The sequence below is a fragment of the Arthrobacter sp. KKT183 genome (genome assembly GCF_055657625.1).
The window spans coordinates 3,004,336-3,018,794 of sequence record NZ_CM145770.1; the positions used below are offsets into that span (position 1 = coordinate 3,004,336).

Below are 14,459 nucleotides of genomic sequence, written 5' to 3' on the forward strand. Positions count from 1 at the left end.
GGCTTCTTCCGGCTCTTTAGGCATCGATCCAAAAATGTCAGAGCCGGATGATTAGCTGTTTTGTATGGGAATCGCGATGTGGGAGACGCTCGAGGAAGCCGATGGGCTGACTCGCGAAGAAGCGTACGAGCGCGTTCTCGATGCCGCCTACGCTGAGGCGGACCAGCGCTGGTGGGACCTGCCTCCCGGCCAGTCCTTTGCGCTGGACTGGGACGATGAATTCGACGACGGCGAATCCGAGGCGCGTTCCCGCGCTGCGGTGGACTCAGCATCGGCGTACCAACTGGTTGGCCGGTTACAGAACATTCGGTCGTCAGAGTCCCGGCGGTCGCGGACCATCGCTGACAGTCTCGACCTACTCCGGGCAGCACAGCGGTTGGCGTCCTGGGCGGCGGCCAGGCAAGCCGTCCTGATCGCTGATGTCTTCGACCATATGCGCGCACTTGACGGCACCGCTTTGGGGAAGCCCGGAGAGGGCGGTACCTCTCCGGATCTGAGCTTCACCATGGCGGCTGAGGAAATCGCCCCGTTGCTGCGGGTGCCGGGCAGGGCAGCACAACGGATGCTTGGCGAAGCGCTGCGCTTGAGGGAAGACCTACCGGGAACGTGGGAGGCGCTTGACGACGGCACCATCAGCCCCACTCAGGCGCAGGTCATCGTTCAGGAATCGCAATGCATTCCGGCAGAGGCCACGGCCGGGTTTGAGGATGCGGTCCTGGAAACGGCCGGCGCGCTGACGCGCCCCAAGCTCGTCCGGCGCTGCAGGCAGCTCCGCGAGAAACTGCATCCCGAGTCGATCATCGAACGGAAAACCCGTGAGGTGAAAGATCGCCGCGTTGCAGTGGAGCCTGAGCAGGACGGTATGGCCTGGCTCAGCACCTATCTTCCCGCGGAGCAGGCACACGGGATCTTCAACCGGGTGGACGCCGCGGCCCGCTCCTTGCAGGGTCCCGACGAGGGCCGGACTCTGTCACAGTTGCGTGCGGATGTTTTCGCTGATGTCCTGACCCATACTTGCGCCGGAGACCCGAAGAAGGGCACAGGCTTCCGCGGTGTAGGAGCCACGGTTTTTGTCACCGTTCCCGTGATGACACTGCTCGGTCACACTCGCGCTGACTGGCAGAATTCTTCCGCCGCACGTGGCGCCGAGTTCGATGAAAGCGCGGCGGTGGAGTTACCAGCTAGCGGTGCGGAGGCTGTTGCGCAAGGCGGCGAGGGCGCCGCCCCGGATCTCGAGGGCTGTGAGAACGGCTACCTCGATGGATACGGGCCCATTGACCCCGAAACGGCCAGGAACCTCGCAGCGCACGCACCGAGCTTCACCAGAATCCTCGTCCACCCTGAAACGGGCGCGGTGCTCAGCGTCGGCAGGGACCGATACCGGCCACCGAAACACCTTCAGGATTGGGTGAGGATCAAAAACCCAACCTGTATTCATCCGGGGTGCAACCGGTCGTCGTGGTCCTGCGAAATCGATCACCTCATCCCCTGGGCACACGGCGGGCAAACGTCGCTGACTAATCTCGGGCCTCGGTGTAAACGACACCACATGATGAAGACCGAGGGCCTCTGGTCTATCGGGCAGGACGACTCCGGCACACCCAACGTCACGTCGCTGGGTGGTGAGACCTACGTCGAACCACCCGAACTACCGCCACCGTTCTAGCGGAGTAGCAGCGCGTTCCGTGCCGGGATAAGCAACCGCCGTCGCTCCCGCCACCCTTCCAGCGATCTCCTGTGCGCTAGGTGATTTTCGGCGCCTCGACGTCATCAACACGGGATTCTTCTTTCAGTTCCCGCACCTCCGACTTGAAGATCCGCAGGGATTGGCCAACGCTGCGAGCCAGTCCGGGCAACTTGGGCGCACCGAACAGCACGATGGCAATGACGATAATGATCAGAATGTGCCAGCCTTCAGGCCTCATGGCAACTCCTTGTTGTTTGATTGGGTTGAGACGCCCGGGGTGGTGGCCACTTCAATGAGCCACCACCCCGGGCGTCACCTCTATTCCTTGCCGGACATCGCTACTTCTTGCCGGAAACCACTACTCGATCCCAGCCGAGGTACTCCCCGGTCGAATCGGTCAGAGCAATCGGGTGAGCGCCCGGACGCGCAACATCCGACACAGTGAACGTCACCTTCCCTGCCTCATCAGCCAGGAACCAACCCAACGGCCGGGGACCCTGATGAACGAAATACCAGGCATCGGCTTCGGGAACAGTCAGGCTGATTCCTTCCCAATACGCGACCGGTCCGCGGGGAGCGTCAAAGTCCCGGAGCCAATCCTGCTGAAGAAGCGGTGCTTCCGGCGCAAACGTCGGCTCAGGTTCCGTGAGCTGCAGCGGATGGGCAGCGAGCGTCGCCGTCACCGTTGCGCTCAGCACACCGTTGGAAGCACCGACGACGGCGGCAGCCTCCTCCACCTGTCCCTCACCAACCTGCTGCTCAGTCAGGGCAAACGTGCGCGTGAACGTAGCACTCGCACCTTCCGCCAGCTCGGCAACCCCACCGTCCCAGCCGTCCAGAACAACGTCTGTCAAGCGCACGTTTCCAGTGTTCGTCACCGTCACGGTCTGGACCACACCATCGCCAACGCTGTCGATACGGTTTCCATCTGCATCTGAGGTCTCCGTCGACACCCCAGACACTGACAACTGCGGGTTGCGCTCCTTCAGGTCCAGCTCACCGCCATCGATCGTCAGTTCTTTCGACGGGAAGCCGGACGCACTCAACGTCCAAGTGGTCAGCGGGACAAAGAAGCCATCCGCTGCTTCCTGCTCCGTGACCGTGTGCTTCGGTGTGGAGCAGGTGTAATCATTCCCGGCAGGCAGCACCAGGAATCGGCAGTTGCCCGGGCCCGGCGGCACAAACGGAGCGAAATTGCCCGACGATGGCACTGTGGCTTCGGTAACGAGTCCGGTGTTCGTCACATGGAACGAGTAAGGAACCTGCTCTCCGACCGTGTACGGGTTGGCCGCCAGATCGCGGCTCGGATCGGTCCGCGACCCAACGATGTCAGCCGCGAGCGCCTTCGCCTTGCCCGTTGAGTTGAGGAACACCGCCTGCCCCGTGAAGCTCACCGACTTCGTCAGCGCTGAGTTCGTCGTGGAGGTGGAGTCGAAGGTGGCCGTAGGAATGAAGTATCCGCGGTCAACGTCCTCCTGGGTCACCGTATGCTTCGCGGTGGTGCAGTTGTAAGCTCCACCGGCAGGCAGGTTCCGATAGCGGCAGTTGGGGGTACCCGTGGGCAGGAATCCGACGTCGAAAGTTCCGGCAGTGGGGACCGCGTTGGTGGTCACCGTTGCCGTACTCGTCACGCGGAAGGTGTAGGCCACCTGGTCTCCCACCGCATACGGAGTGGTATCTAAATTCCGGTTGGTATCTGCGAGTGATCCCGTGATGGTCAGACCGACCGCATCTGCTGCGGCTTTGAAGGACCGGCGGGATTCTCCGCCCTGGGCTGATGTGAAGACAGCGTCCAGCGTCGAAGCTGCGGAAGGGTTGCTGCCGGCCGTCAGCGGCACGGAGATCGTCGCCGAGTCGCCCGGTGCGATGGACGGCACATTCACCACAGGAGCAGCCCAGCCCTCAGGCGTGCTGATCGTGACCTCACCGGACACGGCAGTCCGCTCCTGATTGGTGATCGTCACCGGAACGTCGGTCGACTGACCGGCAGCGAGCTTCACGTCGGGAACGGACAGCGGAGCACACACGTAGTTCAGCCACGCGTCGTCGAACTTCGAGAAGGTGATGCCGTTGGTGTAGCTGGACTCGTACAGCAGGCCAATCTGACCCTCTTCCAACCGCTCAAGTGTGGAATACGCCGAGAAGCCGGAACGGACGCTGCGGACGGAGGGCCAGGTCTCGCCGTCGTCACAGGACACCCGGACAGAAACGTTGCTGCGGGAGCTTTGGCTGTTGGAGTTGGAGAAGATCAGCTTCTTTGCCTCGGGTGAACCCTGGGGTGCATCCGGAAAGAGCCTTGTGATTGAGGCGTTATTGGTCGGGTCCGGCAGCTCGAGATCCTGCGTCACCGGTCCATAGCTGTGCCCGCCGTCCGTGGAGATGGCGACTTTCCGGTACCCACCGTTGCCGCTGTCCCTCGAATTCATCATCACGCGGCCGTCAGACAGTTCGACGGTCTTGTTCTCATCCATTCGGGTGCCGACGTTCTCGCCCTTGTGCCAGGTGAGACCGTGATCGTCCGAGTACACGCTGTACGCCTGGATGGTCCGGGTCCCGTCAGCCTGCAGAACATCCCCCGCGTACTGCTGGACCAGCCTGCCCGCATATTCACCATATTTGAGCTGAATGCCCTGGCCGGAGGTGGCGAAGTTGCTGCGGATGTCTCCCGGCACGGGATCGGACGGGTTGCTGCCGGGCTTGGTGACCTCAGTGATGAGGCGCGGCTCAGACCAGGTGATGCCGCCGTCGTCGGATTCACTCACTGCTGAGCTGATGACGCTCCTGTTGGCATCATCGTTACCGAAGGTGCTGCCATGGAAGCCCTGGTCCTTGGAATAGACGAAGAAGTTGAACACCTTTCCGGTCTCTTCATCCACTACGTAACTGGGATCGCTGTAACCGAATCTGGGCGTCTGCTCACCTGATGAGGTGACCGACCCTGCTGCGATGACCTCTACTGGTCCCCAGGTGGCGCCCCCGTCCGTGCTTCTGCGCTGCACGATCGAGTTGGGATTGGGGGCGTCGGCAGCGTTGAACGGGCGTCCGTCCCACGACGCGAGAACCACCCCATTGCCCAGATAAGCGAGGGCCGGGATGCGGTAGGAGGCAAAGGGGCTGATGAGTTCAGCGCCGAGGTTCACCTCGCTGAAGGAACCTGGAGCATCGCCCGGGGATTTTGCGGGAACCGGCGCGGCAACCGCCGGTGCGCCCGTGGAAACGAGTGCGGCGGCAACCAGGATACTCACGGCTGCGCGCCTACCGGGAAATTGGCAGAATGTGTTTTTCAAGAGAGCCTTCCTAACTTCTTCGTCAGTGGTTCGGTGGACATACGATGTCCTACCTCCTCGGAGTGAAACGTGTCCCTTTCCTTTGATGTGGCATTGGTTCGGTGGCTGTAACGAGATACGGCGGTAATCAGGACTGCTGATGGAGAATGCGGACCAGCGCACGATTGCGGTCAGCCATCGCCTGTCGGCTGACGCTGGCTTCAGGAGAAACAAGCTCGAATCCGTGGTAGGCGCCCGGGTACAGGTGAAGTTCGGTGGGCACCCCGGCCTGCAGCAGGCGGGACGCGTACTCGACGTCTTCATCCCGGAAGAGGTCCAGCTCCCCCACCTGGATCATTGCGGGAGGCAGGCCGGCCAGATCCGCAGCCTGAGCCGGGGCGGCGTAGGGACTTCCACTGGCAGAACCAGCCGAGGAACCAAGCAGGCACTGCCAGGCAAAAGCGTTCCGCTCCCGGCTCCAGGTGGGGATGCCTGCAAACTCGCGGCTGGACGGGGAGATCTGGGCGTCGTCGAGCATGGGATACATCAAGTACTGGAACGCGAGCTGCGGACCGCCCCGATCCCGCGCCGCCAGGGCGACTGAAGCTGCGATCCCTCCACCTGCGCTGGATCCGCCGATTGCCAACCGCTGCGGATCAATCCGCAGTTCCGCCGAATGCGCCACAGCCCACTCAAGTCCGGCATACGAATCTTCAACCGGAACCGGGTGCGGATATTCGGGTGCGAGCCGGTATTCGACGGCGATCACCACACAACCAGTGGCTTCGGCAAGCGCGGTGCAGTACGGCTGATCAGCCCGCAGGCTCCCGCTGATCATTCCGCCGCCGTGAATCCAGTAGATGGCAGCGAACGGCCCCCCACCGGGCGGCGTGTAACTCCACAGCGGGACGGGTCCATCGTGCTTGAGCAGCATCACGGACGTGGCGGACTGATCGAATGCCGGAACCAACTCCGCGGCACGGCAACGGAATCGAACCAACTCCTCGACGGTTGTGGGCGGGGGCAGGGCTTTAGAGTACGCCAATCCTCCAAGCAGCTCCGGATCAACACGTGCCTGGAAGGTCCGTTCACAAACCTGTTCCTGATGCTGACCGAGTCCGTGATCACGGTCGCGCAACGTATCCGTCACGGCGCTTCCACCGCGTTCACAAACCATCCCGTAATGCTCGCCGGGTGCGTGATGGCAGTTCCGACGACGACGGCGAACGCCCCCGCCTGCATCGCCTGCCGTGCCTGGTCCGGCGTCGAGATGCGCCCCTCGGCAATGATCGGCCGGCCAAGATCGGCCGCGGATAGCTGCTCGAGGAGTTCAAGGTCCGGACCGACGGTCTTCTCGCGTTCGCCGGTGTACCCCGCGAGCGTGGTTCCAATGAGATCCGCTCCCGCAGCAACCGCAGCCAACGCATCATCGAGGGATCCGCAATCCGCCATAACCAGTGCATCTGATTCTGCGCGCAGCCCGTCAATCGTCTGCTGGAGCGTCAACGCGTCAGGCCGGTGCCGCCGGGTTCCGTCAAGGGCCACAACGTGAGCACCCGCCTTCGCGCAGGCCAGAGCGTGCCGGAGAGTGGGAGTGATGAAGACGCCGTCGTGTCCGTCTTTCCACAGTCCGATAACCGGAACCTCCACCGCCTCGCGGGTCTGCTCAATATCGGCGAGTCCCTGTACCCGAACAGCGGCAGCACCACCGATCACGGCCGACTGGGCCACCTGAGACATGGTGTGGGGATCCCGCATCGGCTCGCCGGGGTAGGCCTGGCAGGAGACAATCAAGCGGCCGCGTAGGCTTTCCAGGTTGATCATGAGGCCACCTTCACGGGGTCGAGGGTCAGTGCCAGCCGGGCAGCGCCAAGGACAGCGGCGTCCGAGGCCGGGTTCGCCGGAACGATCCGCAAGTCAGCCAGCGCCGGAAGCAGCTCAGCGGATGCGGCGCGGGTCATCGCGTCCCACCACAGCGGCCCGGCACCGGCCACTCCGCCGCTGACCACCACCACCTCCGGGTCAAGGATGTTCGCGAGTCCGCCGATAGCCTGTCCACAGGCGGCGGCTGCCCTGCTCACTACGAGAAGCGCTGCTTGGTCACCCGCAGCGGCCCTGGCGAAGACGGCCTGCGTGTCGGAAGCGGCGTTGTCCGGCGGCACCACCCGGTTGTAGGAATGGAGGATCGCCGGACCGGAGGCAATCGCCTCGACGTGCCCCGCGCCGCCGCACGAGCATGGCAAGGCAACAGCGCTGCCGGAAGCGAACTCGTAGGCATACGGCGACGCAAAATGACCGACATGACCTGCAGCAAACCGCACACCCTGCTGCGGAACACCGTCGACGACGAAGCTACCGCCCACACCGGTGCCGACGGCCACCAACAGCACACTCGAGCTTCCCGCAGCAGCCCCTGCCCAGGATTCCCCCAATGCGTGGGCGTGGACATCGTTGATCGCGGTACAGGCCAGACCGGTGCGTGCCTGAAGCCCGTCGGTCAACCGGGTTCCTGCCCAGCCGCTGATTGCATCGGTTGCAGAGACCACGATCCCGCGCTCCCCGTCGATGACGCCTGCCGATCCGATGCCGATCGCATCGGCGACGATCCCCGCAGCTTCCGCCCGCCTCATCAATCGAAGCACGAGGGTAGCGGTGGCATCGAGAATCGCCTCGGCGCCGTCCCGGGCGGCAGTAGGGATTCGGCTCGCACACAGCACGCGGCCGTCTTCGCTGACGACGCCGGCCGCCGTCTTGGTGCCGCCCAGATCGATTCCGATGACGTACCGCATGGTCTAGAGCAGGCCGTTCCGTTCGAGGATGACCCGGATGTCCGCGGTTTCGCTGTCGTTGAGCGCAACCATGGGCGCCGACATGGCGTTGGAATCAATGACGCCCATGAGCATAAGGGCCGTCTTGAAGGCGCCGAGGCCGCCCGCACCGGGAGAAACCCGCCCGGGGGTCGGCGTGTAGACAATGGAGAAGACATCAGCGAGCCGGTCCTGCTCAGCGGCCGCAGCCGCGAAATCACCGGATGTACCCGCAGCGTACAACCGTGCGTAGCCTGCCGGATCCACGTTGCCGAGACCCGGAACCACACCCTGTGCACCGCCGAGCAGCGCACCGTCCACCACCACTTCGTGGCCGGTGAAGATGTCGAAGTCCGGGATGTCCCTGGCCGCAATGAGCAGCTGCCGGAAGGACACATCATCGCCGGATGAGTCCTTCACACCCGCAATGACACCTTCGCGTCCGAGGCGCACCAGCAGGTCCGTCGGCAGCTTGTAGTGGGTGCGCACAGGGACGTCATACGCGAAGATCGGGACGTCGAGCGCAGCGTGCACCGCCCGGAAGTGCGTTTCGGTCTCATTGGCATCGGAGATCGCGTAGTACTGGGACGTCACGACCAGCGCATCGGCGCCGAGCTCAACCATGCGGCGGCCCTCATCGATGACCCGGTTGGTGGTTTGCTCATTGGCTCCCACGATCAGCGGAACCTGCCCTGTATTCACTCCCCCGATGGTGCTGACGACGACGGCGCGCTCACTGTCGGTCAGATAAGGCACCTCCGCGGAGGAGCCGAGAACGAACAGTCCGTTCACACCGCCGTCGAGCAAGTGCTTGGTCAGCCGTTCAAGGGAAGCGACATCAATAGCGCCGTCGGCGGACCGGGGGGTGACCACGGGCGGGATGACGCCATGGAAGCGGGAAGTAGGCGCGATTGCCACGATATTTCTCCAGAGGTAGGTGTGCTGTGAGCTGGGTGCTCAGATGTGGAGCAGGCTGGGCGCTGCGCCCAGGAGTTTCTTGGTGTAGTCATTGGCTGGATGGTCGAAGATCTGCGTTGCCTTGCCCTCTTCGACGATCTTGCCGAAGTACATGACGCAGATCCGGTCAGAGACGTAGCGGACGGTCTGGATGTCATGCGAGATGAACACCATGCCGAGGTTCAGTTCGCGCTTCAGGTCGGAGAGCAGGTTGAGGACCTGGGCGCGGACGGAGACGTCGAGTGCGGACGTGGGTTCGTCCGCCACGATCACCGAGGGTTCCAGCGCTAGCGCACGGGCGATCGCCACGCGCTGCCGCTGACCGCCGGAGACCTGGCTGGGAATCACCTCGGCAGCTGACTGCGGAAGGCCCACCACGCTGAGCAGTTCCCGCACCTTGGCAAGCCGGCTCTGCTCGCTGCCGATGCCGTGGATCTGCAGGGGATCGAGCAGGATATCCTGGATGGTCATGCGCGAGTTCAGGGCTGTGGACGGATCCTGGAAGACCACTGAGACGTCACGGCCGAACTGCTTCCGGGCAGCATCCTTGCGGCTCTTGACCGGCTTGCCATGGAACAGCATCTGGCCCGCAGTGGGTTCCTGAAGCCCGACCAGCACCGAAGCCAGCGTGGACTTTCCGCACCCGGATTCACCGACAATGCCCACGGTTTCGCCGCGGCGCACAGTGAAATTGACCCCGTCCACCGCCTTGACGATATTGGGACGGAAAAGACTGCCCGTCCTCGAGCGGTGGTAGACCTTGACATCCTTCAGTTCCAGGACCGGCACCGTGTCGTTGCTGTTCATCGTGCACCTTCCGGGGAGGTGGCGGCGGAGGCTTTCACCAGGCCGTCGTCGTCGTCCGTGGTCTCTTGACCGCCCTGCGGCGCGTCAGAGGTGAGATGGCTTGCCCAGTAGTGCTCACCGTTGCCTACGCGGGTGAACTCGAGCACCTGGTTGGGATCGGCGTCCGGGCGCAGCGAGCGCTCGGCGAACCGGTCGCCCGCAGCGAACTCGCGGGGCGAGGGGACGGTGCCTTGAATCTGGTGCAGCCGTTCCGCATCAGCCTCGATGGAGAGCACCGCGCCCAGCAGGCCGCGCGTGTATTCGTGGTGCGGATTGCGCAGGAGCTCGGTTGTTTCAGCTGATTCCACCACCTGGCCGGCGTACATGACCGTGATGCGATGTGCCAGGGAGGCAACAAGGGCGAGGTCGTGGCTGACGAAGACCATCGCAAACCCCAACTGCTCGCGGAGGTCATTGAGGAGATCCACCACCTGCTTCTGCACGGTCACGTCCAGGGCAGTTGTGGGCTCATCCGCCACGACGATCCGCGGCGAACGGGACAGCGCCATGGCAATCAGTACCCGCTGGCGCTGGCCGCCCGAAAGTTCATGCGGGTAACTCTTCAACGTGCGGTCAGGATCCAGCTTCACCAGTTCCAGCAGCTCCCTCGGCGTCTTTCGGCCGTTGCGTTTGGTCAGCTGGGTGAGCTGGTCCTTGATCTGCATGGACGGATTCAGCGAGCTCAGTGCGTCCTGGTAGACCATGGCGATCTGTTCGCCGCGCAGTCCCCGGTACAGGCCCGTCCGTTCCTTCGGGTTGTTGGTCAGCAATTCCTTGCCGTTGAACCTGATGGAACCGCTCAGCTCCGCCGACGGCGGCAGCAGGCCCATGATGGCCAGTGACGTAATCGACTTGCCGCATCCGGATTCACCGACAAGGCCCATGGTCTCGCCCTCGCGGACCGTGAAATTCACCCGGTCCACTATCGCTGTATCTCCGTACCGCCCGGGGAAGCGGATGGAAAGGTCTTTCACTTCAAGGATTACGGGAGCATCGGCGGGTACCTGAGGCAGCCGGTCTGTGCGGCTGCTCTCCACGCGGGACAGCAGCTTGAGTTCCTCCGCGAGCGCCGCGAGTGAACCGGGTTTGTGGATGGCTGCGCCCGGCGTCGCTGCCTTCTCGAAGGCGGCGCCGTCGTCGTCGTTCTGTTCCCGGCGGCCGACGCCGGTCTGGACTTCTTCCGCGTCCAGGACCGAAGGCTGCGCCACCGTTGCCCGGGCCGTCTCGCTGAGCTGGGCTGCCTTCACAGGCTCTTCCTTCACGGGCGCCGCCTTGCGCAGCTTCGGGTTGACCATGGCGTCGGTCAGCCCTTCCGCGAGGATATTCAGGGCCAGCACCGTCAGCAGGATGGTGATACCGCCGAAGGTGGTGGGCCACCAGGCTCCACTGAACACCACGTTGCGGCCGTCGGACATCACGTTGCCCCAGGAGGCTGCGGGCTGCTGGACACCGGCGCCGAGGAAGGACAGCGATGCCTCGAGGATGATCGCGTCGGCAACCATCACCGTAGCGAAGACCAGCACCGGGGCCGCGGTGTTGCGGACAATGTGCTTGAAGAGGATGTAGAAGCGGCCCGCTCCCAGGACCCGCTCGGCACGGACGTAGTCCTCGCCGTACTGGGCCAGCACGTTGGCACGAACCACGCGCGCCAGCTGCGGGGTGTAGACGATGGCGATCGCCAGAATGATGACCGGCACCGTTGAGCCGAAGATGTTGTTCGAGTGATCCTTCAGCGCAAAGAGCAGAGCGGCGGCCAGCGCGATGCCGGGGAACGCCATCAGGACGTCCATGACCCGCATGATGCCTTCGTTCGCCCACTTGCGGGATGTGGCTGCCAGTGCGCCCAGCAGGGCACCCATAATGATCGCGAGCAACACGGCACCGAGGCCGATGGCGATGGAGACCCGCGCACCGTAGAGGATGCGGGACAGGACATCGTAGCTGGAGCCGTCGGTGCCGAAGAGGTGAGGTCCTCCCGGCGGAAGTACTGGCGCGATCGACTCGTTCTCCCCGTACGGCGCCACCATGGGGCCAATGATGGCCACGAGAATGATGAAGCTGAGGAAGCCAAGCGCAATCTTTGAGCTGAGAGGCAGCGCCTGGAAGCGGGCCCCGGAGGTGCTCAGGCGGGTAGCCAGTCCGTTTCGCATGGTTATACCGTCCGGATTCGCGGGTTGATGAGCAGGTATAGGACGTCAACCAAGATGTTGACGATCACAAAGACGACGGCGATTGTCAGCACCGCGCCCTGCACAAGGTTGGTGTCGGAGGTGGTCAGGCCGGTGACGATCAGATCGCCCATCCCGTTGAGGCTGAAGATCTTTTCAATCACGACGGCGCCGCCCAGCAGGTAGCCCACGCGCAGACCCAGCACGGTCACCGGGGTGACCAGCGCGTTGCGCAGGACATTGCGCGCCACGACGGTGCGGTAGGGCACGCCGTTGCCGATCGCGGTGCGCACATAATCCCGGTCCAGTTCCTCCACCATCGAGGTGCGGACCACGCGGATCAGCGACGCGGAGACGGGAATGCCGAGTGCAAGCGCCGGCAGCGCCATGGCGTAGAGCCAGCCGACGAAGCCGTACTGGTCAGCCCACGCAAGCCCGCCCGTTGGGAAGATTGATCCTTCCGGCAGAGCGAACCACTGGATCAGCAGGATCGCAAGCCAGAACGACGGCGTTGCTATCGCTGCAATGGAAAAGATGCGAATGACCTGGTCCGGCCACTTGTCCCGGTACAGGGCTCCGAGAACGCCGAGGACAAGCGAGAGGACGACGGCGAGGAGCACTCCCAGGAGCGTCAGCTGAAGGGTGACGGGGAAGGCAGCAGCAATCTTGGTTGCCACCGACTCTTCCGGCGGGTTGGTGACGCCGAAGTCCAGCCGCAGGATGCCGGCCAGGTAGCGGAAAAACTGGACGATGAGGGGGTCGTTAAGTCCGCGTTCTTCCCGCCAGGCGAACTTCATCTCTTCGGTCGCCTCGGGTCCGAGGACTGCGGTTGCGCGGTCCGCCGGCACCACCGACAAGACGACAAACACCATGATGGTAACGCCCAGCAGCATGAAGGGCAGGGCTGCCAGCCTTCGCCCCAGGAGGCGGATTAACGTGGTCACTTAGAGAACTCCAAACCTTTCGCAGGAAACGGCGGGACTGCCCGGATGGGGCAGTCCCACCGTCGCGCGGACTAGCTGCGGCCGACTCCAAGGAAGGAGAGACCCGTGGTCGGAAGAGGCTCGAAATCGACCAGCGCTTCACTGTCCCACGCAGTGGGCAGCTGGCGGTGGAAGATCGGATACAGCGGTGCTTCTTCAGCGACGATGTCGATGATTTCTCCGTGAATAGCCTTCGCGTCCTCCGCGGCGAGCTGGGCCGCTTCATCCAACTTGGCCTGGATCTCCTTGTACTCAGCTGTCTCGTGCCAGGCGGCGCGGTTCTTCATCCAGGCGTCGCCGCGGTAGAACCAGCTCAGGAGGATGTCGCCGTCGTTCCCGAAGACGGAGGGGTCACCGGGTGCGCAGAGTATATCGAAGTTTCCACCGTTCACCTTCTCCGGTGAGTACACGGCCGCGGACTGCAGAATCTCCAGCGTAGTGTTCACGCCGATGGCGTCCCAGGCTTCCTTGATCAGCGGCACAACCTTCGTTACCCAGCCGGTGTCGGTCGAGGTCAGCGTGACGGACAGATTCTCCACACCTGCATCCTGCAGCAACGACTTGGCTTTCCCGGCGTCGAAGTTGTAGATCGTGGAGGCTTCCTTATAGGACGGGTGGCCTTCCTGGAAGTAAGAGGTCGCAGGGGTTGCGTTCCCCAGAAGGGCTTTGGAGATGATGTCTTCGGTGTCGAGCGCATAGTGCAGTGCCTGCCGGACCCGCTTGTCGCCGAACGGCTCCTTGGCCGTATTGAACAGCAGGAAAAGGAGCCCGAATGACTGAACGGATTCAACCTCGACCTTGCTCTTCAGCTGGTCGACGTCGAGGTAGGGAACGTCTTCGATGGCCTGGGTGCGGGACGGGATAGAGGCTACGCGGGCGGCTGGGTCAGCGATGAGCAGCCAGGTCATGTCCTCGACGCGGGCTGGGTACTTGCCGTTGTAGTCGGCGAACTTCTTGAAGACAATCTTGTCTTCCTTGACTGCGGACACCAGGCTGAACGGACCGGTGCCGATGGGCGCGAGGTCGAAGCCTTCCGGATCCGCTTCGACAGCGGCCTTGGGCACAATCTTGACGACCGAGATACGGGGGCCGAAGCCGGGGAATGCATACTTCAGTTTGAACTCGACGGTCTTTTCATCGACAGCGGTCACCGTGTCAATGAACGGAATGAATCCTGCGTACAGCGACGCGTTCTCCGGGTCGAGGACACGCTCGAAGGAGAAGACTACGTCCTCCGCCGTCACCGGCTCCCCGTTGTGGAAGGTGGCGCCATCGCGGAGGGTCACGCGGTACGTGGTGTCATCAACCATCTCCGGGTCCGCTGCGGCAAGTGCCAGGTAGGGCTCCCGGGTAGCCGGGTGGAGTTCCACCAGGCCCTCGAAGACGTGCAGGTTTGCCGCGAGCGGCGTTGCACCTGTGGCCAGCATGGGGTCGAACCCGGTGGACAGCTGGTAGGAGATACCGGCTTCGATGGACCCTGCTGCAGCCTCGCCTCCTTCTGCCGGAGCCGGGCTGCCGCCGGGGCTGCAGGCCGAGATCGAACCGGCAAACGCGGCTGCGGCACCCATGACGCCGGCCAGTTTCAGGAAGTTGCGGCGGCTGGAATCCTTCAGCAGCCCCGGGGTTTCAAAAGTGTTGCTCATCTATGTGCCTCACCATTTCAAGATTGGTTATCGGATGTAGGATGTCCGATGCTATGCCGAGAACTGTAAGACGCATCACATGGCTTGGTCAAGTTCGAATAA

Annotated in this window: 11 protein-coding genes; 1 reads left to right on the top strand and 10 read right to left on the bottom strand. The window is 63.4% G+C overall.

All coding sequences use genetic code 11. The features are described from left to right. Nucleotides 1-64: 64 nt before the first annotated feature. The gene (locus ACZ2GY_RS14275; protein ID WP_471672196.1) at nt 65-1,666 is read left to right on the top strand and encodes an HNH endonuclease signature motif containing protein; all 1,602 of its coding nucleotides are present in this window, start codon (nt 65-67) and stop codon (nt 1,664-1,666) included. Nucleotides 1,667-1,742: 76 nt separating this feature from the next. Here ACZ2GY_RS14275 and tatA read toward each other — a convergent pair whose 3' ends face one another. From tatA to ACZ2GY_RS14325, 10 genes are all read right to left on the bottom strand, one after another. Further along, nucleotides 1,743-1,925: a Sec-independent protein translocase subunit TatA gene (gene tatA, locus ACZ2GY_RS14280; RefSeq protein WP_471672197.1), complete on the bottom strand. Its 183-nt coding sequence runs from the start codon at nt 1,923-1,925 to the stop codon at nt 1,743-1,745. A 100-nt stretch (nt 1,926-2,025) separates the two neighbouring features. Continuing rightward, complete coding sequence (locus ACZ2GY_RS14285; protein WP_471672198.1) at nt 2,026-4,932, bottom strand: DUF7507 domain-containing protein; 2,907 nt, start codon at nt 4,930-4,932, stop codon at nt 2,026-2,028. A 169-nt stretch (nt 4,933-5,101) separates the two neighbouring features. Beyond that, nucleotides 5,102-6,103: an alpha/beta hydrolase gene (locus tag ACZ2GY_RS14290; protein WP_346027402.1), complete on the bottom strand. Its 1,002-nt coding sequence runs from the start codon at nt 6,101-6,103 to the stop codon at nt 5,102-5,104. Further along, nucleotides 6,100-6,777 carry an N-acetylmannosamine-6-phosphate 2-epimerase gene (locus ACZ2GY_RS14295; RefSeq protein WP_346027403.1) on the bottom strand — a complete coding sequence of 226 codons (678 nt, stop codon included), beginning with the start codon at nt 6,775-6,777 and terminating at the stop codon, nt 6,100-6,102. The genes ACZ2GY_RS14290 and ACZ2GY_RS14295 overlap by 4 nt, the downstream gene beginning before the upstream one ends. Continuing rightward, the gene (locus tag ACZ2GY_RS14300) at nt 6,774-7,742 is read right to left on the bottom strand and encodes an ROK family protein (protein WP_471672199.1); all 969 of its coding nucleotides are present in this window, start codon (nt 7,740-7,742) and stop codon (nt 6,774-6,776) included. Before ACZ2GY_RS14300 ends, ACZ2GY_RS14295 begins: the two co-directional genes overlap by 4 nt. Nucleotides 7,743-7,745: 3 nt before the next feature. Continuing rightward, nucleotides 7,746-8,672, bottom strand: coding sequence for a dihydrodipicolinate synthase family protein (locus tag ACZ2GY_RS14305; protein WP_471673601.1), 927 nt, complete (start codon nt 8,670-8,672; stop codon nt 7,746-7,748). 45 nt (nt 8,673-8,717) lie between these two features. Further along, nucleotides 8,718-9,524, bottom strand: a complete 807-nt coding sequence (locus tag ACZ2GY_RS14310; RefSeq protein ID WP_471672200.1) for an ATP-binding cassette domain-containing protein — start codon at nt 9,522-9,524, stop codon at nt 8,718-8,720. Further along, nucleotides 9,521-11,713, bottom strand: a complete 2,193-nt coding sequence (locus ACZ2GY_RS14315) for a dipeptide/oligopeptide/nickel ABC transporter permease/ATP-binding protein (RefSeq protein WP_471672201.1) — start codon at nt 11,711-11,713, stop codon at nt 9,521-9,523. Before ACZ2GY_RS14315 ends, ACZ2GY_RS14310 begins: the two co-directional genes overlap by 4 nt. Before the next feature lie 2 nt (nt 11,714-11,715). Beyond that, nucleotides 11,716-12,675: an ABC transporter permease gene (locus ACZ2GY_RS14320; RefSeq protein WP_471672202.1), complete on the bottom strand. Its 960-nt coding sequence runs from the start codon at nt 12,673-12,675 to the stop codon at nt 11,716-11,718. A gap of 71 nt (nt 12,676-12,746) precedes the next feature. Then, on the bottom strand, nt 12,747-14,357 hold the full coding sequence (locus ACZ2GY_RS14325; protein ID WP_346027408.1) for an ABC transporter substrate-binding protein: 1,611 nt from the start codon (nt 14,355-14,357) through the stop codon (nt 12,747-12,749). Nucleotides 14,358-14,459: the final 102 nt, after the last annotated feature.